20 protein-coding genes are annotated in these 26,547 nt (G+C 72.1%); 12 read left to right on the forward strand and 8 right to left on the reverse strand.

Translation table 11 applies throughout. From position 1 onward, the window contains the following. The first annotated feature begins 3 nt into the window (after positions 1-3). From ACF07V_RS30240 to ACF07V_RS30260, 5 genes are all read left to right on the forward strand, one after another. Positions 4-1,380: a dihydrolipoamide acetyltransferase family protein gene (locus ACF07V_RS30240; RefSeq protein ID WP_392158852.1), complete on the forward strand. Its 1,377-nt coding sequence runs from the start codon at positions 4-6 to the stop codon at positions 1,378-1,380. A gap of 131 nt (positions 1,381-1,511) precedes the next feature. Beyond that, complete coding sequence (locus ACF07V_RS30245) at positions 1,512-6,230, forward strand: DUF6531 domain-containing protein (RefSeq protein ID WP_392158853.1); 4,719 nt, start codon at positions 1,512-1,514, stop codon at positions 6,228-6,230. A gap of 17 nt (positions 6,231-6,247) precedes the next feature. Further along, positions 6,248-6,742 carry a hypothetical protein gene (locus ACF07V_RS30250; protein WP_392158854.1) on the forward strand — a complete coding sequence of 165 codons (495 nt, stop codon included), beginning with the start codon at positions 6,248-6,250 and terminating at the stop codon, positions 6,740-6,742. Positions 6,743-6,823: 81 nt separating this feature from the next. Next, the gene (locus ACF07V_RS30255; RefSeq protein ID WP_392158855.1) at positions 6,824-7,498 is read left to right on the forward strand and encodes a GntR family transcriptional regulator; all 675 of its coding nucleotides are present in this window, start codon (positions 6,824-6,826) and stop codon (positions 7,496-7,498) included. After that, on the forward strand, positions 7,495-8,787 hold the full coding sequence (locus ACF07V_RS30260; RefSeq protein ID WP_392158856.1) for a nitrate/nitrite transporter: 1,293 nt from the start codon (positions 7,495-7,497) through the stop codon (positions 8,785-8,787). The genes ACF07V_RS30255 and ACF07V_RS30260 overlap by 4 nt, the downstream gene beginning before the upstream one ends. Before the next feature lie 114 nt (positions 8,788-8,901). Here ACF07V_RS30260 and ACF07V_RS30265 read toward each other — a convergent pair whose 3' ends face one another. After that, positions 8,902-9,729 (reverse strand): maleylpyruvate isomerase family mycothiol-dependent enzyme, encoded by an 828-nt coding sequence (locus ACF07V_RS30265; protein ID WP_392158857.1) that lies wholly within the window; start codon positions 9,727-9,729, stop codon positions 8,902-8,904. A gap of 155 nt (positions 9,730-9,884) precedes the next feature. Here ACF07V_RS30265 and ACF07V_RS30270 point away from each other — a divergent pair, with 155 nt between their 5' ends. The 3 genes from ACF07V_RS30270 (at position 9,885) to ACF07V_RS30280 (ending at position 13,100) form a co-directional block, all read left to right on the forward strand. Further along, positions 9,885-10,688 (forward strand): carbon-nitrogen family hydrolase, encoded by an 804-nt coding sequence (locus ACF07V_RS30270; RefSeq protein WP_392158858.1) that lies wholly within the window; start codon positions 9,885-9,887, stop codon positions 10,686-10,688. A 29-nt stretch (positions 10,689-10,717) separates the two neighbouring features. Further along, a complete protein-coding gene (locus tag ACF07V_RS30275) occupies positions 10,718-11,836 on the forward strand; it encodes an SMI1/KNR4 family protein (protein ID WP_392158859.1) in 1,119 nt (372 codons plus the stop codon). Positions 11,837-11,915: 79 nt separating this feature from the next. Then, positions 11,916-13,100 carry a trans-sulfuration enzyme family protein gene (locus ACF07V_RS30280; protein ID WP_392158860.1) on the forward strand — a complete coding sequence of 395 codons (1,185 nt, stop codon included), beginning with the start codon at positions 11,916-11,918 and terminating at the stop codon, positions 13,098-13,100. On the opposite strand, the gene ACF07V_RS30285 is transcribed toward ACF07V_RS30280, so the two are convergent. Beyond that, positions 13,097-13,588, reverse strand: a complete 492-nt coding sequence (locus ACF07V_RS30285; protein WP_392158861.1) for an LURP-one-related/scramblase family protein — start codon at positions 13,586-13,588, stop codon at positions 13,097-13,099. The two genes, ACF07V_RS30280 and ACF07V_RS30285, sit on opposite strands and share 4 nt — an antisense overlap. Positions 13,589-13,692: 104 nt before the next feature. Here ACF07V_RS30285 and ACF07V_RS30290 point away from each other — a divergent pair, with 104 nt between their 5' ends. Further along, complete coding sequence (locus ACF07V_RS30290) at positions 13,693-15,486, forward strand: NHL domain-containing thioredoxin family protein (protein WP_392158862.1); 1,794 nt, start codon at positions 13,693-13,695, stop codon at positions 15,484-15,486. On the opposite strand, the gene ACF07V_RS30295 is transcribed toward ACF07V_RS30290, so the two are convergent. The 3 genes from ACF07V_RS30295 to ACF07V_RS30305 form a co-directional block, all read right to left on the reverse strand. Next, positions 15,487-15,810, reverse strand: coding sequence for a hypothetical protein (locus ACF07V_RS30295; protein ID WP_392158863.1), 324 nt, complete (start codon positions 15,808-15,810; stop codon positions 15,487-15,489). Positions 15,811-15,862: 52 nt separating this feature from the next. Next, a complete protein-coding gene (locus tag ACF07V_RS30300; protein ID WP_392158864.1) occupies positions 15,863-17,170 on the reverse strand; it encodes a M18 family aminopeptidase in 1,308 nt (435 codons plus the stop codon). A 131-nt stretch (positions 17,171-17,301) separates the two neighbouring features. Next, complete coding sequence (locus ACF07V_RS30305; protein WP_392158865.1) at positions 17,302-19,131, reverse strand: acyl-CoA dehydrogenase; 1,830 nt, start codon at positions 19,129-19,131, stop codon at positions 17,302-17,304. Between the two features lie 360 nt (positions 19,132-19,491). Between ACF07V_RS30305 and ACF07V_RS30310 the strand changes: the two genes are divergently transcribed. Continuing rightward, positions 19,492-20,010, forward strand: a complete 519-nt coding sequence (locus ACF07V_RS30310; protein ID WP_392158866.1) for an SseB family protein — start codon at positions 19,492-19,494, stop codon at positions 20,008-20,010. Between the two features lie 76 nt (positions 20,011-20,086). On the opposite strand, the gene gcvH is transcribed toward ACF07V_RS30310, so the two are convergent. Next, positions 20,087-20,485, reverse strand: a complete 399-nt coding sequence (gcvH, locus tag ACF07V_RS30315; RefSeq protein WP_392158867.1) for a glycine cleavage system protein GcvH — start codon at positions 20,483-20,485, stop codon at positions 20,087-20,089. 238 nt (positions 20,486-20,723) lie between these two features. Between gcvH and ACF07V_RS30320 the strand changes: the two genes are divergently transcribed. After that, positions 20,724-21,686: a pirin family protein gene (locus tag ACF07V_RS30320; protein WP_392158868.1), complete on the forward strand. Its 963-nt coding sequence runs from the start codon at positions 20,724-20,726 to the stop codon at positions 21,684-21,686. A gap of 506 nt (positions 21,687-22,192) precedes the next feature. After that, complete coding sequence (locus tag ACF07V_RS30325) at positions 22,193-23,263, forward strand: AI-2E family transporter (protein WP_392158869.1); 1,071 nt, start codon at positions 22,193-22,195, stop codon at positions 23,261-23,263. Here ACF07V_RS30325 and ACF07V_RS30330 read toward each other — a convergent pair. Both ACF07V_RS30330 and ACF07V_RS30335 read right to left on the reverse strand, forming a co-directional pair. After that, positions 23,260-24,075, reverse strand: a complete 816-nt coding sequence (locus ACF07V_RS30330; RefSeq protein WP_392158870.1) for an MBL fold metallo-hydrolase — start codon at positions 24,073-24,075, stop codon at positions 23,260-23,262. The genes ACF07V_RS30325 and ACF07V_RS30330 overlap by 4 nt on opposite strands. 261 nt (positions 24,076-24,336) lie before the next feature. Next, positions 24,337-26,463 (reverse strand): SpoIIE family protein phosphatase, encoded by a 2,127-nt coding sequence (locus ACF07V_RS30335; protein WP_392158871.1) that lies wholly within the window; start codon positions 26,461-26,463, stop codon positions 24,337-24,339. Positions 26,464-26,547: the final 84 nt, after the last annotated feature.

Here is a 26,547-nt window from a genome sequence, read left to right on the forward strand (position 1 = left end):
ACGATGACGATCCGCGAATTCAAGATGCCCGACGTGGGCGAGGGCCTGACCGAGGCCGAGATCCTCAAGTGGTACGTCCAGCCCGGTGACACCGTCACCGACGGGCAGGTCGTCTGCGAGGTCGAGACGGCCAAGGCCGCCGTCGAGCTGCCGATCCCCTTCGACGGCACGGTCCACGAGCTGCTGTTCCCCGAGGGCACCACGGTCGACGTCGGCCAGGTCATCATCTCGGTGAACGTCGGCGGCGCCGCCGCGCCCGAGGCGCCGGCGGCTCCGGCTCCGGCCGTTGTCGAGGCCCCCGTGGCCGAGGAGCCCGCGCCGGAGGGCCGCCAGCCGGTCCTCGTCGGCTACGGCGTGGCCGCGAGCTCCACCAAGCGCCGGGCCCGCAAGGCGACGGCCGCCGCGCCCGTCTCCGTACCGTCGGTCCCCGAGCAGCTGAACGGTCACGCCCCCGCGGCCGCCCGCCCGCTGGCCAAGCCGCCGGTGCGCAAGCTCGCCAAGGACCTCGGCGTCGACCTGGCGTCGGTCACCCCGACCGGCCCGGACGGGATCATCACCCGCGAGGACGTCCACCGCGCGGCCGCTCCCGCGCCGGTCGTGGAGGCGGCTCCGGTCGCCGTGGCCCCGGCTCCGGTCGCCGCGGCCGTGCCCGCCCCGGCGCCCGCCGTCTCGGCGGACGCCCGGGAGACCCGTATCCCCATCAAGGGCGTACGGAAGGCCACGGCGGCGGCGATGGTCGGCTCGGCCTTCACCGCGCCGCACGTCACCGAGTTCGTGACCTTCGACATCACGCGCACGATGAAGCTGGTCGAGGAGCTCAAGTCCGACAAGGACATGGCGGGCCTGCGGGTCAACCCGCTCCTCCTCATCGCCAAGGCCGTCCTGGTCGCGGCCAAGCGCAACCCGGACATCAACGCGGCCTGGGACGAGGCGGCGCAGGAGATCGTCCTCAAGCACTACGTGAACCTGGGCATCGCCGCGGCCACCCCGCGCGGTCTGATCGTGCCGAACATCAAGGACGCGCACGCCCAGACCCTGCCCGAGCTCTCGAAGTCCCTGAGCGAGCTCGTCGCCACCGCCCGCGAGGGCAAGACGACCCCGGCGGCGATGCAGGGCGGCACCTTCACCATCACCAACGTCGGCGTCTTCGGCGTCGACACCGGTACGCCGATCCTGAACCCCGGCGAGTCCGCGATCCTCGCGGTCGGTGCGATCAAGCTCCAGCCGTGGGTCCACAAGGGCAAGGTGAAGCCGCGTCAGGTCACCACGCTGGCCCTCTCCTTCGACCACCGCCTGGTCGACGGCGAGCTCGGCTCCAAGTTCCTCGCGGACGTCGCCGCGATCCTGGAGAACCCGAAGAGGCTCATCACCTGGGCGTAGTGCGTGGGTTCGCCTGTTTCACGTGAAACATCCGGCGGTGGCCCCTGCCACCGCCGGATGTTTTTTTGCGTCCTTGTTTGCAAGCCTGGTAGGGCTGTTCCGGTTCGCGAACAAGACGCACAGGGGGAAGCATGGCGGTCACGGTGCCCGGCTGGGCGGACACGCTCCTCGACCTCATAGGCGTGGCCTGGCCCAATGTGGACGAGGACGCCTACCGGGACATGGCGGATGCCCTGCGGGAATTCGCCGACGACCTGGAGGACGACGGACAGCTCGCCAACAACCATGTGCAGCGGCTGCTCTCCTCCGGGCACGGCGAGGCCCTCGACGCCCTCAACGGTCACTGGGGCAAAGTCAAGGACAAGCACATCAAGGACATCGCCTCGGCGGCGCGCACCATCGCCGACGGTGTCGACGCGGCCGCGGTGGCCGTCGAGGTCATGAAGGGCGCGGCCCTCGTCCAACTCGGCTATCTGGCCTCGGAAGCCGGTATCGCCCTCTCCCTCATCCCGGTCACCGGCGGGCTCTCCGCGCTGATCGGCGCGGGCGCGATGCGGGCCACCCAGGAAGTGGTCAAGCGCCTCATCAAGGAGTGCATGGAGGAGGCGGTCTCCTACATCGTCTCGGCGATGACCGAGCCGGCCGTCGCCGCCCTGGAGAACCTCGCCGCCGATCTCGTCGTCCAGCTCGGCGCCACCGCCCTCGGCCTCCAGGACGGGGTCAACCTCGACCAGGCCAAGCAGGCGGGCGCGGACGGCTTCAAGGACGGCGTGCAGTCCTCCAAGGACGCCCTGAAACTCGCCTCCGCGGGTGGTTCGGGCGGCGGCCCCGGCGGCGGCAAGGGCTTCTCCATCGACCATGCCGAGCACGACCACGCCGGCACCCAGCTCAACGGCGTCAGCGTCGCCATCCACGGCAAGACCAGCGGGAAGCTCACCAAGGCCCGGTCGCACCACGGCCGCACCCGTGGCCGTGACTCCATCGCCCAGGCCCTCGACCCGGTCCTCGACAAGGCGATGGACGCCCTCGCCAAGTCCGCCACGACCATGGGGGACCACGTCGGCAAGACGCTCCCCAAGGCCGTCAAGCAGATCTCCGTCGACCACAAGAACCACGACGACGACGTGCGCGTCCGTCTCGCCAACGAGCGCCGCAAGCACGGGGACGGCGACGGCAAGGGCCCCGGCGGCGGCCCGAACGACAAGCGCGGCCCGTCCGCCGTGAAGCCCGACTCGATGAAGGACGCGAAGGACGATCCCCGGGGCAAGGGCACCCCCGTCAACACCCGCCGCTGCGCGACCGACCCGGTCGACATCGCCTCCGGCGAGATGATCCTCGCCCAGACCGACCTGGCCCTGCCCGGCGTCCTGCCCCTGATCCTGCGCCGCACCCATCTCTCCGGCTACCGCTACGGCCAGCTCTTCGGCCGCAGCTGGGCCTCCACCCTCGACGAACGCATCGAGCTCGACCCCCGGGGCGGCGCGCTCCTGGCCCGCGAGGACGGCTCCGTGCTCGTCTACCCGAGGCTCCCGCAGGGCGAGGACGACGAGGTGTGGCCGGTCGAGGGGGCCCGGCTGCCGCTCTCGCTCGCCGACGCGGGCGCGCTCGGCGAGGTCACGTACGCGCTGCGCGACCCGCACGCCGGACTCACCCGCCACTACACCGGCAACCCGTTCCGCGGCACGCTCTACTACTGGCTCCGCTCGATCGAGGACCGGCACGGCAACGTCGTCCACATCCAGCGCGGCGACGACGGCCTGCCCTCCTCGGTCGTCCACGAGGGCGGCTACCGCGCCCTCGTCCTCACCGACCCGGAGGCGGGCCGGGTCACCGGCCTCTCCCTGTACGCCCCGGAGGGGGCCAGAACCCTCGCCTCCTTCGGGTACGACCCCTACGGCAACCTCGACACCGTCACCAACTGCTCCGGCCGCCCGCTCCGGTTCACCTACGACGACCAGGCCCGCGTCACCTCCTGGACGAACCGCAAGGGAGCCGTCTACCGGTACGTGTACGACGCCGCCGGCCGGGTCGTCGAGACCGTCGGCCCCGACGGCTTCCTCTCCTCCCGCTTCGCCTACGAGACCGACGCCGCCACCGGACACCGCGTCACCCGCTTCACCGACTCCACCGGGGCCGTCGCGGCCGTCCGGCTCAACGAGCTCGGCCAGGTCGTCGCCGAGACCGACCCGCTCGGCAACACGGTGCTGCGGAGCTGGGACCGCCACGACAACCTGCTCTCCCGCACCGACCCGCTCGGCAACGAGGCCCACTTCACCTGGGACGACCACGCCGACCTCACCCGTATCCGCTTCCCCGACGGCACCGAGGCCACCACCGCCTACGACGCCCTGCACCTGCCGGTGGCGGTCACCGGACCGGACGGCACGACCTGGCGCCAGACCTTCGACGCGCGCGGCAACCGCACCGAACTCCTCGCCCCGGACGGCGCGGTCACCCGCTTCACCCACGACGCCTTCGGCGCGCTCACCGCGCGCACCGGCCCCGACGGGGCCACCGAGCGCTTCACCACCGACGACGCCGGGGTCACCCTCACCGCGACCGACGCCCTCGGCCACGGCTACGCCGTCGCCCGGGACGCCTACGGCCGCCCGGTGCGCGGCACCGACCCCACCGGCGCCGTCACCGCCATGGAGTGGACGCCCGAGGGCTGGCTCTCCCGGCTGACCGGCCCGGACGGCAGCACCGAGAGCTGGACCTGGGACGAGGAGGGCAACTGCGCCTCCCACACCGACGCGACCGGCGCCACCACCCGCTTCGAGTACGGCCACTTCGACCTGCTCACGGCCCGCACGGGCGCGGACGGGGCCCGCTACGCGTTCCGCTACGACACCGAGCTCCGGCTCACCGAGGTCCTCGGCCCGCAGGGCCTCACCTGGACGTACGTCTACGACGCCGCCGGCCGGCTGGTCGCCGAGACCGACTTCGACGACCGCACCGTCCGCTACGCCTACGACGCCTGCGGCCGGCTCGTCGGCCGCACCGGCCCGCTCGGCGACACCACCACCCTCACGTACGACGTCTGCGGCCGGCTCCTCACCAAGGAGATCGCGGGCCGGACCACGCGCTACACCTACGACGCCGCCGGGCGGATCACCGCGGTCACGGCACCCGACTCCGCCCTGACCCTGGAACGGGACGCCCTGGGCCGGGTCCTCGCCGAGACCGTCGACGGCCGCACCCTGCGGTACGAGCGGGACGCGGCGGGCCGGGTGGTGCGCCGCACCACGCCGACGGGCGCGGTGTCGACCTTCGCCTACGACGCCACAGGGCAGCGCACCGAGCTGGTCACCGGCGGGCACGCGCTGCGCTTCGGCCGGGACGCCAGGGGCCGTGAGCTCAGCCGGGTCTTCGGCGAGGCCGACGGGCCCGTGACGCTGGCCTCCGAGTGGAACGCGGCGGGCAGGCTGGCCGGGCAGACCCTCACGGGCCCCCGCGGCGAGCTGCGCTCACGCGGCTACGCCTACCGGGCCGACGGCTGCCCGGAGGAGGTGACGGACCGGCTGACCGGCCGTGTCACCCTCTTCGGTCTCGACGTGGTGGGCCGCCCGACCGAGGTGACCGCGGACGACTGGTCGGAGCGCTACTCCTACGACTCCATGGGCAACCAGACCCACGCCGACTGGCCGGACCGGGCGCTGCGGGACGAGGGCCGGGGCGCCCGCAGCTACGGCGGCACCCGGGTCCTGACGGCCGGCGCGGTCCGCTACGAGTACGACGCCGCGGGCCGGGTGGTGCTCCGGCAGCGGACCCGGCTCTCCCGCAAGCCCGAGACCTGGCGCTACACCTGGGACGCCGAGGACCGGCTGACGGCCTGCCGGACACCGGACGGGACGCTGTGGACGTACGCCTACGACCCGCTGGGCCGGCGCACGGCCAAGCACCGGATGGCGGAGGACGGGCACACCGTCGTGCAGTCGGTCCGGTTCACCTGGGACGGCAGCCGGCTCGTCGAGCAGACGGACTCGGCCCAGGGCACCGCGCTCACCTGGGACTACGAGGGCCGCCGGCCGCTGGCCCAGCTGGAGCGGCGCACGGACACCGAGGAGAGCCGCTTCTTCGCGATCGTCACGGACCTCATCGGCACCCCGAGCGAACTCGTCGGCGAGGACGGGGAGGTCGCCTGGCACAGCCGGACCACCGTGTGGGGCCACACCACCTGGAACCGGGACGCCGTCGCGTACACCCCGCTGCGGTTCCCCGGCCAGTACGACGACCCGGAGACGGGCCTCCACTACAACCTGCACCGCCACTACGACCCGGCGACCGCCCGCTACGCCAGCCCCGACCCGCTCGGCCTCGGCGCGGCGCCCAACCCGGTCGCCTATGTGCTCAACCCGCACGTGCGGATGGACCCCGAGGGCCTGATCGCCAAGGGGTGCACGGAGGACGGCGGCTGGTACAGCGGACTCCAGCCGGCGAACCTCAAGAACGACGACGGGACGCGCCGCACCGACGTCGACATGGAGATCAACCACATCCCGGCGAAGGACTCCTACGCCCATCTCGACCAGGCCGGCTTCCGGAAGACGAAGAGCGGCGGCGCGGGCATGGGCCCGGCGATCCGCATGGAGTACGACGACCACCGCGGCGTGACGAGCACCGGCTCCAGCAAGGAGGCCGACCAGTGGCGTGCGGACCAGCGGGCGCTCATCGACGCGGGGCGCTGGGACGAGGCGATGATGATGGACATCAACGAGATCCGGGAGCTGTACGGCGACAAGTACGACACCCATATCGCCGATATGATCGAGAGCCTCAAACACAACCGCAAATTCCAGAAAATGCTGGCCGACCGCGGCTGGACGATTGACTACGACATCCTGAAATAGAAAGGCATGGGTGGGGAATGGACCTGCTGCTCGAACCCCCGCACGGTGTCGGGCCGGTGCGGCTCGGGATGACGCTCGACGAGGCGGTCGCGGCCGTGTCGCCCTGGGGCGAGCCCCGGGTCCGCACCCGCCCCAACCGAGTCCTGGTGACCATCTCGGCGAAGTGCGACAAGGTGGGCGTGGAGGTGCTCCTGGAGGAGGAGAACACCGTCACGGCGGTCGAGCTGTGGTGGCCGGGCGAGGGGCGGGAGACCTCGACCCGGGTCCTGCTCGACGGCGAGGACGTGTTCCGCGTCCCGGCCGACGAGCTCCTGGCGCGGGCCGTGGAGCGCGGCTGGACGGTCGACGCGGAGAATCCGGAGAATCCGGTGGTCCCGGGGGTCTCGCTCGGTTTCACGCGGCAGACCTCGCAGGAGGTCCCGCGGAATGCGGACGGAATTCCGGTCCATTTCACCTCCGTTCTCGTCGCGGGTGAGAAGTACTACGACTACCGCTACGAGAACGCGGGCTGAGTCCGCGGCCCGTACGGCCGGCCCCGTCCACGATGCGGACGGGGCCCTCTCTTGCACCTCTGTTGTATCTAAGCTGTGCGCATGCCATCAGCGCCCGCCGGTACCGCCCCCCGGCCCACCAGGCAGCCGCCCGCCGCCGACCGCGTCTACATGCACGTCAAGCAGGCCGTACTCGACCGACGCTACGAGGGAGGCACCCTCCTCACCGAGGGCGAACTCGCCCAGGCCGTCGGGGTGTCCAGGACCCCCGTCCGCGAGGCGCTGCTCAAGCTGGAGATGGAAGGGCTGCTCAAGCTCTACCCGAAGAAGGGCGCCCTCGTCCTCGCCGTCTCCGCGCAGGAGATCGCCGACGTCGTCGAGACCCGCCTGCTCGTCGAGGAGTTCGCCGTCCGCCGGGCCGTGCCCGCCCCCGCCACCCTCATCGCCCGCCTCGAAGAGCTCCTGGAGGAGCAGAAGCGGCGCGCCGAGGCCGGGGACCTCGCCGAAGTCGCCGTCACCGACCGCTGCTTCCACGCCGAGATCGTCCGGCACGCCGGCAACCAGATCCTCGCCCGCCTCTACGACCAGCTCCGCGACCGCCAGCTGCGCATGGGCGTCGCCGTGATGCAGTCCCAGCCCGACCGGGTCGCCAAGAACATCACCGAGCACGCCGAGATCCTCGACCGCATCAAGGCCGGCGACGTCGAGGGCGCCGCGCACTGCGTCCGCCAGCACCTCAGCTGGGTCAAGGTCCTGGTCCGGGGTGAGGACCGATGAGCACGGTCAGCCTGCCCGGCGATCCGCCCGGGGGGAAGCGGGCCGCCCTCGTCTGGGGCGTCGGCGTCGCCGTCTACTTCGTCGCCGTCATCTTCCGTACGTCCCTGGGCGTCGCCGGACTCGACGCCGCCGACCGCTTCGACGTCAACGCCTCCGCGCTCTCCACCTTCTCCATCCTCCAGCTGCTCGTCTACGCGGGCATGCAGATACCCGTCGGCCTCCTCGTCGACCGGCTCGGCACCAAGAAGGTCCTGACCCTCGGCGTCGTCCTCTTCACCATCGGCCAGCTGGGCTTCGCGCTCTCCCCCTCGTACGGCACCGCGCTCGCCTCCCGCGCCCTCCTCGGCTGCGGCGACGCCATGACCTTCATCAGCGTCCTGCGGCTCGGCAGCCGCTGGTTCCCGGCCCGCCGGGGCCCCCTGATCGCCCAGCTCGCCGGACTCATCGGCATGGCCGGCAACCTGGTCTCCACCGTCTTCATCGCCCGCGCCCTGCACGGCCTCGGCTGGACGACCACCTTCGTCGGCAGCTCCCTCGCCGGCGTCCTCGTCCTCGTCCTGCTGCTGCTCCTCCTCAAGGACCACCCCGAGGGGTACGAGCCGGAGCCCTCCGCCCACGCGGGCGCCGCCTTCGTCCGCCGCCAGATCGCCCAGTCCTGGCGCGAGCCCGGCACCCGGCTCGGCCTGTGGGTGCACTTCACCACCCAGTTCCCCGCCATGGTGTTCCTGCTGCTCTGGGGCCTGCCCTACCTCGTCGAGGCGCAGGGCCTGTCCCGGTCCACCGCCGGGACCCTGCTCACCCTGGTCGTGCTCTCGAACATGGTCGTCGGCCTCGCGTACGGGCAGATCATCGCCCGCCACCACACGGCCCGCGCCCCGCTCGCCCTCGGCACGGTCGCGGCCACCGCCCTGATGTGGGGGACCACCCTCGCGTACCCCGGCCACGCGCCGATGTGGCTGCTCGTCACCCTCTGCCTGGTCCTCGGCGCCTGCGGACCGGCCTCGATGATCGGCTTCGACTTCGCCCGCCCGGCCAACCCGCCGGAGCGCCAGGGCACCGCCTCCGGCATCGTCAACATGGGCGGCTTCGTCGCCTCGATGACGACGCTGCTCGCCGTGGGCGTGCTGCTCGACGCGACCGGCGGCAACTACCGGATCGCGTTCTCCTCGGTCTTCGTCCTGGAGACCCTCGGCATCGTGCAGATCCTGCGCCTCAAGGCCCGCACCCACCGCAGGGAACGGGAACGGCTCGTCGCGAGCCGCGTCGAGGCCGTGCACGTGCCCGTGTAGAGAGCGCCGCGATCTACCGGGGCGGATGGAGAGCGTCGCGATCTACCGGGGGCGGATGGAGAGCGCCGCGATCTACCAGGGCGTCACCGCGCCCCGTATGGAGAGCGCCGCGATCTACCGGGGCGTCACCGCGAAGTTGTCCAGGATCGCCGCCGCGAGCTCGGCATCGCCCTCGGTCTTGACCCGGTCGGCCACCTCGGCGGGCCGGACCCGGCCACAGGCGAGCCGGACGAACGTCTCCCAGTCCGTCGCCAGCGTCACCGCGGGGCCCAGCGACGGCGCGCCGTCGACCGAACCGCGGCCCTCCGCGTCGACCCGTACCGTCCGCAGGAACTCCACCGGGCCGGTCACGTCCAGCACCACCGCCGAGGACGCGGGCGCCCCGGCGTCCTTCGCGACCACGTTCGGCAGCGCCTCCAGGAGCACGTCCCGGGTCACCAGCGCACCGGCCGAGTCCAGGTTGCCCGGCACACCCAGCGCCGTCCGCAGGTCCTGCTCGTGCACCCACACGTCGAAGGCGCGATCCCGGTAGGCCAGTTCGAGGGTCTGCTCGGCGCCGAGGGGAGCGCGGATCAGATGCTCGGGGGAGCGGGTCTCGTTGCGGAGCTGCCGGGCCCGCCGGATCAGGATGTACTCCAGCTCCGAGGTCATCTCCGGGGCCGTGTGGTGCCGCCGCACATCGACCTGGACCTCCATGTAGCGCGCGAAGTCACTGCGTACGTGGTACAGGTCCCGGGGCAGGGAGTGGATAGGCCGCGGATCGCCGAGCATCTCCGTCTCCATGCCGATCACATGGGACACGATGTCCCGCACCGACCAGCCGATGCACGGGGTCGGCCGGTTCCACTCGCCCTCCACGAGCGGCTGAACCAGCTCGGCTATCGCCTCGATGGAATGGGTCCAGGCGTCGGCGTAGTTCTGGAGGCTGGGATGGACGGTCACGGGACCCCTCGGCGGTTCTTCGGTGCGCGGGCTGAAAACACGACTGGGTGGGAGGCTCGGACGCTAAGTTACGCTGCCCGAAGGCACCCCGGCAGTGCTTTCGTGTGACGATCGTAGGCCGGTGTTGACGGCTCGAATGCCAGGACGGTGGTAGTGTGCGCGCCTCGCTGATCCAGATCGCGGTAGACCCGGACGAACCGGTCGAAGCCCGTCGCGCCCGCGTGGCGCGTCTCGTACGGGAGGAATCCGGCCACGCCGACCTCGTCGTACTGCCGGAACTGTGGACCGTCGGCGCGTTCGCGTCCGACCTCTTCGCCGCCGAGTCCGAACCGCTGAACGGCCCCACCCACCGGGCCATGGCGGCCGCCGCCCGCGACGCCGGGGTCTGGCTGCACGCCGGCTCCTTCGTCGAGGCCGAGGGCGGCGCGCTCTACAACACCTCGCTCGTCCTCTCCCCCGACGGCGAACTCGTCGCCTCCTACCGGAAGATCCACCGCTTCGGCTTCGACAAGGGCGAGGCCGTCCTCATGGCCGCCGGCGAGGACCTCGTCACCGTCGACCTGCCGACCCTCACCGTCGGCGTCGGCACCTGCTACGACCTGCGCTTCCCCGAACTCTTCCGCGGCCTCGTCGACGCGGGCGCCCAGGCCTTCGTCGTCCCGGCCGGCTGGCCGGCCCGCCGCCGCGCCCACTGGACCCTTCTCGCCCGGGCCCGGGCCGTCGAGAACCAGGCGTACGTCCTGGCCTGCGGCACCGCCGGCACCCACGCGGGCGTCGAGCAGGCAGGGCACTCGATCGTCGTCGACCCCTGGGGCGAGACCCTCGCGGAGGCCGGCCCGGACGAGGAGATCCTGCGGGTCGTCCTCGACCCGGCGAAGGTCCGCACGACCCGGGAGGAGTTCCCGGCGCTCAAGGACCGGGTGCTGGGGATCGCGCCGCCGCGCGTCCGCCGCGCCTGAACCCTTTCGGATCCGTGGAGAGGCACCTCGTGAACGACCAGAAGAAGGCGGCCGTCGCCGCCTTCGCCGAACTCTTCGGACCACCGCCGGAGGGACCCCCGGTCCCCGTCGACTGGGGCGCGGTCGAGGAGTGGCTCGGCCTCCGGCTGCCCGCCGACTACAAGGCCGTGGCCACCGCCTACGGCCCCCTCGACCTCGGCGAGCGGCTCTGGCTGCACACCCCCTTCGCGAGCGAGGCGCACCTCTTCGACTACGGGAGCTTCGTCGAGAGCGGCCGCCGCGCCGCCCCCGGCGTCCTCCCCTTCGGCGCCACCCGCATGTCCGACACCCTCTTCTGGGACACCACCGCCTCCGACGACCCGGACCAGTGGCCCGTCGTCGTCCACGTGCAGAACCTCGCGAACGCCGGCAAGGACCCCTGGCTCCGCCCCGGCACCACCCTCCTGCCCACCCTCGAGGGCTTCGTCTCCGACGGCCTGCGCCCCCACCTCGCCCGCAGCGGCGTCGCCGCCGGCGCGCTGTCCGCCTGGACCCCGCCGCCCCGCCGCCCCGAACCGACCCCCGAGCAGCGGGCCGCGCTCGTCTCCGGCGGCACCGGCCTCGACGCGCTCACCGCCCTGATCCCGCCGCCCGCCCGGCCGTACCTCGGCTCGGAGAGCTGGGAGTGGCTGTACGAACGCCTCGGCACCCGGCTCCCCACCGAGTACGTCCGCCTGACGGAGACGTACGGCGGCGGGGAGTGGTGCCAGTGGCTGCGCTTCAGCGTGCCGCTGGGCACCGGCCGGTACGACCTGGCGGGCACGGAGGAGTGGTACGGCGACGCCTACCGGGGCCTGCGCGCCGACCACCCCCAGTACCACCCGCTGCCCGTCTGGCCCGAACCGGGCGGCTTCCTGCCCTTCGCCGACTCCATCGACGGCGACCAGCTGTGCTGGCTCACCGAGGGCGGCACCCCCGACGACTGGCCGCTGATCGTCATCCCGCGCCACGCCGACCAGGGCCCGCCGCTCACCGGCACCCTCACCGCGACCCTCCTCGCCTGGCTGCGCGGCGAACTCCGCACGGCAGGCCTCCCCGGCCTCGTACGCCCCCACGAGGACCCGCTGGACGTCATCGACTTCGAGCCGTACGGACCGGAGGACGACTAGCCCGGCTCAGTACCGCACCGAACCAATCTGCCCGGATTGGATCTGTGAGGGGCAACCGGCGCCTCCCCAGACTGGCTTCATGAGCAGCGACATCCGTCCCGAGACCCTCGCCGTCCACCCGCCCCACGTCGAGATCACCGGCAGCAGGCCCCTCGGCGTCCCCCTCCACCAGGGGCACGTCTTCGCCTTCGACTCGGCCGACACCCTCGCCGAGGGGTTCACCTCCCCGGACACCTTCATGTACGCCCGCCACGGCAACCCCACCGTCCGCACCCTGGAGGAAGCCGTCGCCCGCCTGGAGGGCGGCACCGCCGCCCAGTCCTTCGCCTCCGGCATGGGCGCCATCAACGCCGTCCTCCTCGGCCTGCTCGGCAGCGGCGACCACGTCATCGCCCAGACCTGCCTGTACGGCGGCACGTACGCGGTCCTCACCGACCTCGCCAACCGCTGGGGCGTCGACGTCACCTACGTCTCCGGCACCGACCCGGAGGAGGTGCGGGCGGCCCTGCGCCCCGAGACCCGGCTCCTCTACCTGGAGACCATCGCCAACCCCACCACCCGCGTCGCCGACATCCCCGCGCTCGCCGCCGTCGCCGCCGAGGCCGGGGTCCCCGTCGCCGTCGACAACACCTTCGCCTCCCCGCTGCTCTGCCGCCCCCTCGACCACGGCGCCGACATCGTCGTCCACTCCGCCACCAAGTACCTGGCCGGGCACGCGGACGTCCTCGGCGGCATCGCCGTCTTCAAGGACGCGGAGCTGTACGGTCGGGTCCGCCACCAGGCCGTCGAACAGGGCGCGTCCACCGACCCGTTCGCCGCCTGGCTCACCCTGCGCGGCATGCAGACCCTCTCCCTGCGCATGGAACGCCAGTGCGCGAGCGCCGCCGAGCTCGCCGCCCGGCTCGAAGCGCACCCGGCGGTCGAGGCCGTCCGCCACCCGTCCCTCGCGAGCCACCCGGAACGGGCGATCGCCGCGCGCCTGCTGCCGGCGGGCGGCGGCGGGGTGATCTCGGTCGACCTCGCCGGCGGCCGGGAGGCGGGCCGTACCTTCGTCGAGGCGGTACGGCTCGCCTCCCTCAGCGTCTCCCTCGGCGATGTGAAGACGCTGGTGATGCACCCGGCGTCCACCTCCCACCACCAGCTCGACGCGACGGCGCTCGCGGCGGCCGGCATCGGCGCCGGCACGGTCCGGCTGTCGGTCGGCATCGAGCACGTGGAGGACCTGTGGGCGGACCTGGAGCAGGCGCTGACGAAGGCCGTCTAGTCCTCCCTCTCCCGCTCCGCCATCCGGATGACGCACACGGCGACCGCGATCTGCAGCGCGGCGTCGGCGTCCTCGCGGACCACGTTCACGGCGTACGTCTCGCGGACGTGGAACCACTGCCGGGAGATGTGCGCCAGGAGCTCGCCCTCGTACTCGACGGTGAACTCCCGGTCCAGGATCCGCCCGCTGACGTCGAGGCCGGTGCCGTCGACGAGCGTCACCCGGTAGTGGTTGCGGAGCAGGGAGAGCCGCTTGCGCCGGACGGTCGCGAGCGGCCGCTCGTCCCGCTCGATCGTCATCGCGTCCCGCAGGCTGAACATCTTCTGCCGCAGGGTGACGAGCACGTGCCCGTCGGGATCCTTCAGCTCCAGGGTGTCCCGCAGCCGCAGGGCCTTGCCGTCGACGAGAAAGGCATGGCGCCCCTGCTCGTCCTCGATCCAGTAGTCGTCGCCGATCGCGAAGATCTTGTCCCGTACGAGATATTTCACGGCCCTATGTCTGCCCGGCCCCGTGGCTTTCTCACCCGAAGGGGAACACGAACGCCCGCCCCCCACCCGGCCCCCTTTCTCCACCCGTACGGCACCCTTGAACCATGAACGACTCCGCGCCCACCCCCGCGCCCCGACGTGCCCGTGTCCGCGCCCCCGAGCTGATCGGCAAGGGCGGCTGGCTCAACACGGGCGGAGAAGAACTGACCCTCGCCGACCTGCGAGGAAAGATCGTTCTGCTCGACTTCTGGACCTTCTGCTGTGTGAACTGCCTGCACGTCCTCGACGAGCTCCGGGACCTGGAGGAGAAGCACCGCGACACGCTGGTGATCGTCGGGGTGCACTCGCCGAAGTTCGTGCACGAGGCCGAGCACCGGGCCGTCGTCGACGCCGTCGAGCGGTACGAGGTGCATCACCCCGTGCTCGACGACCCGGAGCTCGCGACCTGGAAGCAGTACGCCGTGCGCGCGTGGCCGACGCTCGTCGTCATCGACCCCGAGGGGTACGTCGTCGCCCAGCACGCCGGTGAGGGGCACGCCAACGCCATCCGGACGCTCGTCGAGGAGCTGGAGGCCGAGCACGAGGCCAAGGGGACGCTGCGGCGCGGCGACGGGCCGTACGTGGCGCCCGAACCCGTCGCGACCGATCTGCGGTTCCCCGGGAAGGCCGTCGTGCTGGAGAACGGGAACTTCCTGGTCTCCGACACCACCCGGCACCAGCTCGTCGAGCTCGCCGAGGACGGGGAGAGCGTGGTGCGGCGGATCGGCGAGGGTGTCTTCCGGGAGCCGCAGGGGCTCGCCCTGCTCCCGGACGGCAAGGTCGTCGTCGCCGACACCGTGCACCACGCCCTGCGCACGTACGACCCGGAGACCGGCGCGATCGAGCTCGTCGCCGGCACCGGGAAGCAGTGGTGGCAGGGGTCCCCGACCTCCGGGCCCGCCCTCGACGTCGACCTGTCCTCGCCGTGGGACGTCGCCTGGTGGCAGGGCAAGGTGTGGATCGCCATGGCCGGTGTGCATCAGCTGTGGACGTACGACCCCGAGACGCGGACCGTCGGGGTCGCGGCCGGGACGACCAACGAGGGGCTCGTCGACGGCCCGGCCGCCGAGGCCTGGTTCGCGCAGCCCTCCGGGCTCGCCGCCACCGAGGACCGGCTGTGGATCGCCGACTCCGAGACCAGCGCCGTGCGGTACATCGACACCGAAGGTGTCGTGCACACCGCCGTCGGCACCGGCCTCTTCGACTTCGGCCACCGCGACGGCGCCGCCGACCAGGCCCTGCTCCAGCACCCGCTGGGCGTGACCGCCCTGCCCGACGGCTCGGTCGCCGTCTCCGACACGTACAACCACGCCCTGCGCCGCTTCGATCCGGCGACCGGTGAGGTCACGACGCTCGCCACCGATCTGCGCGAGCCCAGCGACGCGGTCCTCGTCGGCGGCGACATCGTGGTCGTCGAGTCCGCCCGGCACCGGCTGACCCGGCTGCGGCTGCCGGAGGAGGCCGTCCAGGTCGAGTCCGCCGCCTACCGGACGCAGCGCGAGGCCACCGAGGTCGCCCCGGGCCGCCTCCGCCTCGACGTCGTCTTCCAGGCGCCGACCGGGCAGAAGCTGGACGAGCGCTACGGCCCCTCGACCCGCCTCCTGGTCTCCTCGACCCCGCCGGAGCTGCTCCTCGGCGGCGAGGGCACCGGGACCGATCTCTTCCGCGAGCTCGACCTGAACCCGGACGTGACCGAGGGCGTGCTGCACGTCTCCGCGATGGCCGCGTCCTGCGACGACGACCCGGCCAACGAGTACCCGGCCTGCCACGTCCACCAGCAGGACTGGGGCGTTCCCGTGAAGGTCACGGAGAGCGGTGTCGCCCGGCTGCCGCTGATCCTCGCCGGCATGGACGGCTGATCAGCGGACGATCCCCTGGTTCCTGGACGGGCGCCCCGCGGCCCCGTCCAGGCACCCGGCCACCCACGCCGCCGGGTCGTGCACGGCCCGGTCGCCGCCCATCCCCTGCCGCTCCATGAGCGCGCACTCGCCCTCGCGCAGGGCGCGCCACTTCACGATCCGCACGGCCTGGAGGTAGCCGCCCTCGTAGGCGATGTCCGTGCCCCACGGGGGCTGTTCGTCGTAGCGCGCGATCACGGCTCCCGCCGTCGCCGTGGCGAGGACCACGGCGGCGGCGACGGCGACGGCGAACTTCCCCCGCGGGGGGCCCTCATGACGATGCATGAGGGCGACGCTGCCAGGCGGGGGCTTTCGCGGATGTTTCGCGACCCGGAGGTCAGCCCTCCAGGAACGCCACCAGCGCGTTCGCGAGGAGGTACGGGTCGTCCGCGCCGCAGAGTTCGCGGGCGCTGTGCATGGAGAGGATCGCGACGCCGATGTCGACCGTCGAGATGCCGTGCCGGGCCGCGGTGATCGGGCCGATCGTGGTGCCGCAGGGCATGTCGTTGCTGGAGACGAAGGACTGCCAGGGCACCCCCGCCTTCTCGCACGCGGCGGCGAAGACCGCGCGGCCGCTGCCGTCGGTGGCGTACCGCTGGTTGACGTTCACCTTGAGGATCGGGCCGCCGTTGACGCGCGGGTGGTGCGTCGGGTCGTGGCGCTCCGCGTAGTTGGGGTGCACGGCGTGGCCGGTGTCGGAGGAGAGGCAGACGGTGCCGGCGAAGGCGCGGGCCCGGTCCTCGTAGGAGCCGCCGCGGGCGTAGACGGAGCGCTCCAGGACGTTGCCGAGGAGGGGGCCCTGGGCGCCGGTGTCGGCCTCGGAGCCGTTCTCCTCGTGGTCGAAGGCGGCGAGGACCGGGATGTACGGGAGGTCGTCGCGGCCCGCGAGGGAGGCGAGCGCGGCGGTGGCGGCGTGGACGGAGAGCAGGTTGTCCATGCGCGGTCCGGCGAGGAGTTCGCGGTCGCGGCCGAGGTACGCGGGCGCGTCGACGGCGTGGACCATGAGGTCCCAGCCGGTGACGTCCTCGGCGTCGACGCCGGCCTCGGCGGCGACGAACTCGATCAGGTCGCCCTCGTGGACCTGGCCGATGCCCCAGATGGGCTGCATGTGGCGCTGGCGGTCGAGCTTGAGGCCGTCGTTGACCTGGCGGTCGAGGTGGATGGCGAGCTGGGGGACGCGCAGCAGCGGCCGGTCGACGTTGACGAGGTGGTGGCTGCCGTCGCGGAGGGTGAGCCGGCCGGCGAGGCCGAGGTCGCGGTCGAGCCAGGTGTTGAGGAGCGTCCCGCCGTAGATCTCGACGGCGACCTGGCGCCAGCCCTGGGCGCCCATGTCGGGCTGCGGCTTGACGCGCAGGTTCGGGGAGTCGGTGTGGGCGCCGACGATCCGGTACGGGGTGTGGGCGGCGGCGCCCTCCGGCACGTACCAGGCGATGATCGCGCCGCCGCGGATCACGTACTTGCCGCCGCTGGTCCCCTCCCAGGCCGCGGTCTCCTCGACGCGGCGGAAGCCGACCTTCTCGAGCCGCTCGGCGGCGCTCGCCACCGCGTGGTACGGCGAGGGGGAGGCCGTCAGGAAGGCCATGAGGTCGTCGGTGTGTCCGCGGTCGAAGGGGCCGGCGGTGGGACGGGAAGCTGCGCTGCTCATGGGTTCACCTTACGCAGGGACCGGAATCCGAATACGGGACCCCGGAAATGAGGAACCGGGGGCGTCCCGGGCAGCAGAACGGCCCGCCCCCCTCCCCGGGGACGGGCCGTGCCTGCGGAGCGAGACGCGTCTTAGAACGCGGCCTCGTCCAGGTCCATCAGCGAGCCGTCGACGGCCTCGGCGAGCGCGCGCTCGGCGGAGACGCCGGGCAGGACGTTGGCGGCGAAGAACTTCGCGGCCGCGATCTTGCCCTGGTAGAACGCGACGTCCTTGCCGGTGGCTCCGGCGGCCAGCTTCTCGGCGGCGACGGCGGCACCGCGCAGCAGCAGGTAGCCGACGACGACGTCGCCGGAGGCCAGCAGCAGGCGGGTGGTGTTGAGGCCGACCTTGTAGATGTTCTTGACGTCCTCGCCGGTGGCGGTGAGGTCGGTGATCATCTTGCCGACGATGCCCTCCAGGTCGACGGCCGCCTTGGCGAGCGCGTCGCGGGCGCCGGCCAGCTCCTCGCCGCCGGTGCCGACCGCGAGGAACTTCTTGATCTCCTCGGACAGCGCGTTCAGGGAGGCGCCCTGGTCGCGGACGATCTTGCGGAAGAAGAAGTCCTGGCCCTGGATGGCCGTGGTGCCCTCGTAGAGGGTGTCGATCTTGGCGTCCCGGATGTACTGCTCGATCGGGTACTCCTGCAGGAAACCGGAGCCGCCGAAGGTCTGGAGCGACTGCGCGAGCTGCTCGTAGCCCTTCTCGGAGCCGTAGCCCTTCACGATCGGCAGGAGCAGGTCGTTCAGGCCGTGGAGCGCCTTGGCGTCCTCGCCGGCGGCCTCCTTCTCCTGGATGGAGTCCTGCACGGAGGCCGTGTAGAGGACGAGGGAGCGCATGCCCTCGGCGTACGCCTTCTGCGTCATCAGCGAGCGGCGGACGTCGGGGTGGTGCGTGATGGTGACCTTGGGCGCGGCCTTGTCCATGAAGTTGGCCAGGTCGGTGCCCTGGACGCGCTCCTTGGCGTACTCCAGGGCGTTGAGGTAGCCCGTGGAGAGGGTGGAGATCGCCTTCGTGCCGACCATCATGCGGGCGAACTCGATGATGAGGAACATCTGGCGGATGCCGTCGTGCTTGTCGCCGATCAGCCAGCCCTTGGCGGGGTGCTGGTCGCCGAAGGTCATCTCGCAGGTGTTGGAGGCCTTGAGGCCCATCTTGTGCTCGACGTTGGTGGCGTAGACGCCGTTGCGGGCGCCCAGCTCGCCGGTCTCCCAGTCGAACTCGTACTTCGGGACGAGGAAGAGGCTCAGGCCCTTGGTGCCGGGGCCGGCGCCCTCGGGGCGGGCGAGGACGTAGTGGAGGATGTTCTCCTCCATGTCGTGCTCACCGGAGGTGATGAAGCGCTTGACGCCCTCGATGTGCCAGGAGCCGTCCTCCTGCTGGACGGCCTTGGTGCGGCCGGCGCCGACGTCCGAGCCCGCGTCGGGCTCGGTGAGGACCATGGTGGAGCCCCAGCGCTTCTCGACGGCGATCTGCGCGACCTTCTTCTGCGCCTCGTTGCCCTCGTTGTAGAGGATGCCGGCGAAGGCCGGGCCGGAGGAGTACATCCAGATGGCCGGGTTCGAGCCGAGGAGGAGCTCCGCGTAGGCCCAGATGAGGGAGCGCGGGGAGACGGTGCCGCCGATCTCCTCGGGGATGCCCAGGCGCCAGTACTCGGACTCCATGAAGGCGTTGTACGACTTCTTGAAGGTGGCGGGGACCGGGGCGGTGTTGGTCTCGGGGTCGAAGACCGGCGGGTTGCGGTCGGCGTCGGCGAAGGACTCCGCGAGCTCGTTCTCGGCGAGACGGCGGATCTCGTCGAGGATGCTCTTGGCGGTCTCGACGTCCATCTCCTCGAACGGACCGGTGCCGTACACCTTGTCGCGGCCGAGGACCTCGAAGAGGTTGAACTCGATGTCGCGGAGATTCGACTTGTAGTGCCCCATGGCGACGGCTCCGTTAAGGCTCGGGGAGGCAGGTTCCCGTACAGGTTCCTCGTACACGTACCAGCGAGTAGCAACACGCTCTCTCCGATGATGCTACCCACCGGTAATAAGAAGCAACCCCTATCCGGCCATCTGTGACGTCCGTGACGTCAATCGCCGCCGTCAAGCCAGGTGGAGGGCTCGCCCACGCGAGGGTGAGGAATCTCGGCAGGTGGGGCATCGTTCGTAACCGTTCGGCTACGGTGGGTGATCGAGCGTCCGTCCCTCGTGTGCCGGCGGGCGGCCACCCCCCTCCCCTGGAGAACCCTCCATGCCCCGACTTGTAGAGGTGTGCGAACGCGTCTCGATAGTCTTGGCCCCATGTACGGCTACGAGCAGAACCCGGGTGCCCAGCAGCAGTACGCGCCGCCCCAGCAGGGGCAGTACGCCCAGCAGCAGGCCGGGATGCCGGGCGGCATGCAGGCCGGGATGGCCGGCGGCGGGTACGCCCAGCAGCAGCCCCCGCTGTACCCGGAGCCCTCGCCGCCCTCCCTCGCGGACGCCGTACGCGCCTTCACGACCGGGACCCTGGCCGCCGAGGACTTCCAGCAGATCTTCGCCACCTCGAAGGTCTACTGCCCGCGCGGTGACAACCCCGGCTTCCTGGCCCTGCACAACACCCAGCAGCCGGTCATCCCGATGTTCACCTCGCTCAAGGAGCTGCGGCGGTACGCGGGCAAGGAGTCGAAGTACTTCGTGATCACCGGCGCCGAGGTGATCGACCTGCTGCCGACCGGCTACGGCTTCGTCCTCGACATGGAGGGCGACCACCGCATGGTCTTCGACGCGAAGGCCGTGGAGCAGATGGTCGACTTCGCGATGCGGCGGATGTACGGCTGATCCTCGCGCGCGGACGGGCGGGCCCGGCGGCTTCTGAGGGGTCGCCGGGCCCGCCCGTGTCTCCTGGGGCCCGCTCCTAGTCCTCGGCGTCCTCGGCGAGGAGCTTCTCGTACTGCGCGGCGTCGAGCAGGCCGTCCAGCGCGCCGGTGCCGGCGATCTCGATCTCGACGATCCAGCCGTCGCCGTACGGGTCGGTGTTGATGTTCTCGGGGTCGCTTTCGAGGTCGGGGTTCTCGGTCACCACCCGGCCGGGGACGGGCGCGTAGAGATCGCTCACCGACTTGACCGACTCCAGGGTGCCGAAGGGTTCTCCCGCCCCGACGTCCTGGCCCAGGGTCGGGATGTCCACGAAGACGATGTCGCCGAGCTGCTTCTGCGCGAAGTCGGTGACGCCGACGCGGACGCGCTTGTCACTCGTTCGCTCCACCCACTCGTGGTCCTTCGTGTACTTCAGGTGCGCCGGGTAGTTCGACATGCGGGCTCCTTCGCGGGCCGTCGGGGTGCCGGGTGGTCCGCCCGGCGGGGACAGCGTGCCCGAGTGGGCGGGGGTGCGGGGGTGTGACTCACCCGGACGGGTGGGCGACTTTCGGTCGTCCGGGGGAAGGGGCGGGGAGGGGGCGGGAATGGTGCGGGACGGATCCGCGTTCCGGGTAGCAAGAAGTTCAGTGTTCAACTAAAGTGGTCGTACAAGGTCGCACCTAGGAGGTCCGGTCATGCCCGCTGTGACTGTCGAGAACCCGCTCACCCTGCCGCGCGTCGCCGCCCCGGCCGACGCCGTCGCCCGCCCCGTGCTCGCCGTCACCACGGCCCCCTCGGGCTTCGAGGGCGAGGGATTCCCGGTGCGCCGCGCGTTCGCCGGGATCAACTACCAGTACCTCGACCCGTTCATCATGATGGACCAGATGGGTGAGGTGGAGTACGCGCCCGGAGAGCCCAAGGGCACGCCCTGGCACCCCCACCGCGGCTTCGAGACCGTCACCTACATCATCGACGGGACCTTCGACCACCAGGACTCCAACGGGGGCGGCGGCACCATCACCAACGGCGACACCCAGTGGATGACCGCCGGCTCCGGCCTCCTCCACATCGAGGCCCCGCCGGAGTCCCTCGTCGTCAGCGGCGGCCTCTTCCACGGCCTCCAGCTGTGGGTGAACCTGCCCGCGAGCGACAAGATGATGGCCCCCCGCTACCAGGACATCCGCGGCGGCCAGGTCCAGCTCCTCACCTCCCCCGACGGCGGCGCGCTGCTCCGCGTCATCGCCGGCGAGCTCGACGGCCACGAGGGCCCCGGCATCACCCACACCCCGATCACGATGATCCACGCCACCCTGCGCCCCGGCGCCGAGATCAGCCTGCCCTGGCGCGAGGACTTCAACGGCCTCGCGTACGTGCTCGCCGGCCGCGGCACGGCCGGTGCCGAACGGCGGCCGATCCACATGGGCCAGACCGCCGTCTTCGGCAAGGGCGGCGCGCTGACCGTCCGCGCGGACGAGAAGCAGGACGGCAACACCCCGGACCTGGAGGTCGTCCTCCTCGGCGGGCAGCCGATCCGGGAGCCGATGGCCCACTACGGCCCGTTCGTGATGAACACGCAGGCCGAACTCCGCCAGGCCTTCGAGGACTTCCAGGCGGGCCGCCTCGGCACGATCCCGGCGGTCCACGGGATGGGCGAGTAACGGCGGGACGGTACGGGGGAGGCGGTACGAGGAAGGCGGCACGGTACGACGGAGGCGGTACGGCACGGGGCGCCCGATGCCGTACCGCCTCCGTGTTGCGGGGCGCCCGGCCTGGGCCCGCACCGGTCGTACCGGGTGCCCGGTCTGGGCCCGCACCGGTCGTACGGGGTGCCCGGTCTGGGCCCGCACCGGTCGTACGGGGTGCCCGGTCTGGGCCCGCACCGGCCGTAAGGGGCGCCCGGTCTGGGCCCGCACCGGCCGTACGGGGTGCCCGGTCTGGGCCCGCACCGGTCGTACGGGGCGCCCGGCCTGGGCCCGCACCGGCCGTACGGGGCGCCCGGCCTGGGCCCGCACCGGCCGTACGGGGCGCCCGGCCTGGGCCCGCACCGGCCGTACGGGGCTCCCTGCCCCGTCCCGTACCGCCTTTTCGCGCTCGCTGACGGGGCGTCACCCGTACGGCCCGTCAGCGCGCGACGACACGCCGACGGCCGTGGTCCGGTGATGAGGTGCAGACCAGCCGAGAGCCGCTCCTCCCCGACCCCGTCCGCCGGTTCGCCGCCTGGTGCGTCGTCCTGCTGCTCGCCGCCGGGGTCGCCGCCGTCTTCATCTGGCTCTGCGTGGAATTCAAGACGGCCGTCACCCCCGTCCTCCTCGCGATCCTCGGCACCGCCCTCCTCGGACCGCTCTACCGGCGCCTGCTGCGGATGAAGGTCCGCAAGGGACTCGCCGCCGCGCTCACCGTCGTCGCCGTCCTCGTCGTCGTCGGCGGCGCCACGTACATCGTCGTCGTCGCGCTCATCGACACCGGCGACCAGATCGTCGCCTCGCTCCGGCAGGCCGCCTCCGACATCGCCGAGCACCTCGGCGCGGCCGGCACCTCCCTCGACGACCTCGCCAAGAACGCCGAGAAACTCCTCAGGGAGTTCGGCGGCACCGCCGCCTCCGGGGTCATCAGCGGGCTGAGCGTCGTCGGCCAGGCGCTCGCCACCGCCGTCCTCGCCCTGCTCCTCATCTTCTTCTTCCTCAAGGACTCCGACCGGGCCGCCGACATCCTGCGCTCCCTCGCCCCCCGCGCCACCGGCGACCTCGTCGAGGCCATGGCGCGCCGCGCCTTCGAGGCCGTCGAGGGCTTCATGCGCGGCACGACGCTCGTCGCCCTCGTCGACGCCGTCCTCATCGGCATCGGCCTCGTCGTCCTCGACGTGCCCGGCGCGGTCGGGCTCGCCGCGCTCGTCTTCGTCACCGCCTACATCCCGTACCTCGGCGCCTTCCTCTCCGGCGCGATCGCCGTCCTCGTCGCCCTCGCCGACCGCGGCTTCGTCATCGCGCTGTGGGTGCTCGGCATCGTCCTGGCCGTCCAGGTCATCGAGGGCAACGTCCTCCAGCCCATGGTCCAGAGCCGGACCGTCCAGATGCACCCGGCGGTGGTGATGCTGGCGATCACCGCGGGGGCGTCCGTCGCGGGGATCCTGGGCATGCTGCTCGCCGTACCGCTGACGGCCGCCGCGACGGGCATCCTGGGGGAGCTGCGGACGCGGTACGGGACGCCTTCCGGGACGCCTTCCGGGGCGGACTAGGCCGGCGTGAGACCGCCCGGCTCGAACGAGGCGAGCAGCTGCTCCAGGGCCGCCTGGTCGGGGCCCACGAACGGGTCGGCGTCCGGGACGGACGCGATCGTCTCCAGCATCCGGTTCGTCATCCGTACGGCCGGCGGCAGATGCGTGCACAGCACGATCTCCGGGTTCATCTCCGCCAGCGGCGCGAGCGTCGCCCGGTACTTCTCCGCGTCCACCAGGTGCACCCAGGGGCTGTCGAGCGTCGCCCAGAGCAGCTGCGCCTGCCGCAGCTCCTCCGGCTTGAGATCGCTCGCGTGCCCGCTCTCGGCCAGCTCGGCGCTCGGCATCGGGCCGCCGAAGCAGTCGGAGCTGAAGCAGATCCGGGTCCGGTCGTCGTAGAAGCCGACGGTCGCCGGGCTGTCGAAGAGCGGCGGCCGGAAGGCGTGCAGCGTGCGGTCGCCGACGTCGAGGGACTGGCCCGGGTTGAGGAAGTACACCCGGTCCATGGGCAGCGCCCGCTCGGTCGTCATGATCCCGAAGCCGAGGAACGTCGTGATCACGCGCGCGCGTGGGGCGGCGTCGAGCAGATCGAAGATCCCGCCGGTGTGGTCCCGGTCGGGGTGGGTCAGCCAGATCCAGCGGACGTCGGCCGGGTCCATGACCCCGCTGAGCGCCGCGACGAAATCGCGGTCCTCGACCGAGAGCCCGGTGTCGACGACCACGGGTTCGGCGGCGGTGAGGACGTAGGCGTTGACCGGGATGTGGCCGATGCCCGGCACGTCGAGACTGTCGGCGATCACCGTGGTGTCGCTGCCGACCTTGTGGGTGTCCATGGCGCACTCCGTGGTCCCCCGCGCGACCGCGTACGAAACCAGTCTGCGCCGGGTGAAGGCCCCCCGCGCGCGGTCCCACCACACCGATCCCCACACGGCCCCCGCACCACGCCCGTGCGGGCCCGCGCCCGGTGGGGCGTTGCCCCCGTTCACCCCCGTGTGGGCAATCGCTCCTTGCGGAACGCCTGCCCACAACGGGGGCGGGTGGGTGGGTGCCGTCCCGGCGGAACGTAGGCCCCACAACGGCAGGCCCGGCGGAGGCTAGGCGCAGCAGCCGTCCTCCGACTCCGGTTCGTTCAGTTCGAACCAGATCGCCTTGCCCTCGCCCCGCGGATCCACCCCCCACGCGTCCGCCAGCATCTCCATCAGGACCAGGCCGCGGCCGCTCGACGCCATCTCGCCCGGGTGCCGCTTGTGCGGCAGCTCGTCGCTGCCGTCGGAGACCTCCACCCGCAGCCGCCGCGACTTCTCGGCGCACGCCACCTCCGCGACCAGGAGCGCGTCGCCGTCGGTGTGGACGAGGACGTTCGTGACCATCTCCGAGACCATGAGGACCGCAGAGTCGAGCTGGTCCTCGTCCGACCAGTCGTGCAGCAGCTGCCGGACCTGCTCGCGGGCCTCGGCGATCCGTTCCGGCTCGGCCTGGGCGATCGACATGAGGGTGCGGCGGGGGGCCTCCCGCACGGTCCCGGCGGGCCGGCGGGAGAGCAGCAGGACGGCGATGTCGTCCTCGCGGCGGTCCGCGAGCGGGCCGGTCGTGTGGTGCGAGCCGGGCCCGTGGACGGCCTCCACGAGGGCGTCGGCGAGCCTCTCCAGGTCCTCGCCGTCGTGGGACTCCAGGAGCGTCCGTACGCGCTCCCAGCCGCTGTCCAGGTCGTGCCCGCCGGTCTCCAGGAGCCCGTCGGTGCAGATCATGAGGGTCTCGCCGGGGTCCAGGGTGAGCCGGGTGGTGGGGTAGTCGGTGTCGGGGTCGATGCCGAGCGGCAGCCCCCCGGCGGTGGGCCTGAGGAGAACCGTTCCGTCGTTCATCCGCACCGCCGGATCCGGATGCCCGGCCCGCGCGATGTCGACCGACCCGGTCTCCAGGTCGACCTCCAGGTAGAGGCAGGTCGCGAAGCGCGGCCCGCCGCCGTTCCCGGGATCCTCGTCGTCCCCGTCCGTGATCCCGTACAGGAAACGCGAGGCCCGGGAGAGGACCGCGTCCGGCCGGTGGCCCTCGGAGGCGTACGCGCGCAGGGCGATCCGCAGCTGCCCCATCAGGCCGGCTGCCCGCACGTCGTGTCCCTGCACGTCGCCGATGACGAGCGCGATCCGTCCCGGCCCGCTGCCGCCGGTGCGGGAGGAGCCGCCGGGCAGCCGGATCATGTCGTACCAGTCGCCGCCGACCTGGAGCCCGCCGCCGGTCGGCACGTACCGCGCGGCGACCTGGATGCCGGGGATGCCAGGACCGAGGACCGGCATCATCGTCCGCTGGAGGCCGAGGGAGAGCTCGCGCTCGGACTCGGCCACGCCCGCGCGTGCGAGGGCCTGCGCGAGCATCCGCGCCACCGTCGTCAGCACGGACCGCTCGTCGGGCGTGAACGCCACCGGATGCTTGAAGGCCGCCATCCAGGCCCCCATCGTCCGCCCGGCGACGACGAGCGGCACGAAGGCCCAGGAGCGGCGCCCGAAGCGCTGCGCGAGCGGCCAGGTCATGGGGAAGCGGCGCAGGTACTCCTCCGGCGTCGGCAGGTAGATCGCCCGCCCGGTCCGTACGACCTCCGCCGCCGGATAGTCCGTGTCCAGCGACATCGACGAGAAGGGCCCCTCGTCGCCCTCGCTGTGCCCGTGGTGGCCGATCACCGTCAGCCGCTCGCCCGCCACGCCGAAGACGGCGAGCCCGTCCGGCGAGAAGCCGGGCATCGACAGGGAGGCCGCCACCCGCAGCACCTCGGCCGTCGACCGCGCCTCGGCGAGCGCCCGCCCCGCGTCGAGGAGAAAGGCCTCGCGGGAGCGCCGCCAGTCGCCCGTGATGGGCGTACGGGCCGCGGTCCCCGGCAGCTGCTCGGCGACCTCCTGGAGCGTGCCGACCAGCTGGTAGTCGTTCCCCTCGATGAGCGGCTTCGACCTGCTCCGTACGGTACGGATCACCCGGCCGTGCCCGTCCATGATCCGCAGCCGGGCCTCGGCGAGGGTGCCCTCGGCGACGGCGAGGTTGACCACCCCGTCGATCTCGTTCCAGTCGACCGGATGAAAACGCGCCCGCACGGCCGCCTCGGTGAGTCGCACGGGCTCGGCGGGCAGCCCGAGCAGCCGGGCGGCCTCGGCGTCGAGCGAGACGATCCCGGACGCGTTGTCCCAGCGCCACAGGCCGGTCGCGATCGCGGCCAGGACGTCCTCGGTGCGCATTGCCCCACTTTATGAATATCGGACAGGAGGTCGCCACCGAGAGTATTCGAAATGCGATCTTGGCCCGGCCGGTACTCTGGGTGG

The organism is Streptomyces sp. NPDC015661, assembly GCF_043077765.1.
Lineage (GTDB): Bacteria > Actinomycetota > Actinomycetes > Streptomycetales > Streptomycetaceae > Streptomyces.

What these genes read in the sequence shown, in the direction of transcription:
- ACF07V_RS30240 (WP_392158852.1), top strand. Translation starts at nt 4, where the DNA reads ATGACGATCCGCGAATTCAAGATGCCCGACGTGGGCGAGGGCCTGACC.
- ACF07V_RS30245 (WP_392158853.1), top strand. Translation starts at nt 1,512, where the DNA reads ATGGCGGTCACGGTGCCCGGCTGGGCGGACACGCTCCTCGACCTCATA.
- ACF07V_RS30250 (WP_392158854.1), top strand. Translation starts at nt 6,248, where the DNA reads ATGGACCTGCTGCTCGAACCCCCGCACGGTGTCGGGCCGGTGCGGCTC.
- ACF07V_RS30255 (WP_392158855.1), top strand. Translation starts at nt 6,824, where the DNA reads ATGCCATCAGCGCCCGCCGGTACCGCCCCCCGGCCCACCAGGCAGCCG.
- ACF07V_RS30260 (WP_392158856.1), top strand. Translation starts at nt 7,495, where the DNA reads ATGAGCACGGTCAGCCTGCCCGGCGATCCGCCCGGGGGGAAGCGGGCC.
- ACF07V_RS30280 (WP_392158860.1), top strand. Translation starts at nt 11,916, where the DNA reads ATGAGCAGCGACATCCGTCCCGAGACCCTCGCCGTCCACCCGCCCCAC.
- ACF07V_RS30290 (WP_392158862.1), top strand. Translation starts at nt 13,693, where the DNA reads ATGAACGACTCCGCGCCCACCCCCGCGCCCCGACGTGCCCGTGTCCGC.
- ACF07V_RS30295 (WP_392158863.1), bottom strand. Translation starts at nt 15,810, where the DNA reads ATGCATCGTCATGAGGGCCCCCCGCGGGGGAAGTTCGCCGTCGCCGTC.
- ACF07V_RS30300 (WP_392158864.1), bottom strand. Translation starts at nt 17,170, where the DNA reads ATGAGCAGCGCAGCTTCCCGTCCCACCGCCGGCCCCTTCGACCGCGGA.
- ACF07V_RS30305 (WP_392158865.1), bottom strand. Translation starts at nt 19,131, where the DNA reads ATGGGGCACTACAAGTCGAATCTCCGCGACATCGAGTTCAACCTCTTC.
- ACF07V_RS30310 (WP_392158866.1), top strand. Translation starts at nt 19,492, where the DNA reads ATGTACGGCTACGAGCAGAACCCGGGTGCCCAGCAGCAGTACGCGCCG.
- gcvH (WP_392158867.1), bottom strand. Translation starts at nt 20,485, where the DNA reads ATGTCGAACTACCCGGCGCACCTGAAGTACACGAAGGACCACGAGTGG.
- ACF07V_RS30320 (WP_392158868.1), top strand. Translation starts at nt 20,724, where the DNA reads ATGCCCGCTGTGACTGTCGAGAACCCGCTCACCCTGCCGCGCGTCGCC.
- ACF07V_RS30330 (WP_392158870.1), bottom strand. Translation starts at nt 24,075, where the DNA reads ATGGACACCCACAAGGTCGGCAGCGACACCACGGTGATCGCCGACAGT.
- ACF07V_RS30335 (WP_392158871.1), bottom strand. Translation starts at nt 26,463, where the DNA reads ATGCGCACCGAGGACGTCCTGGCCGCGATCGCGACCGGCCTGTGGCGC.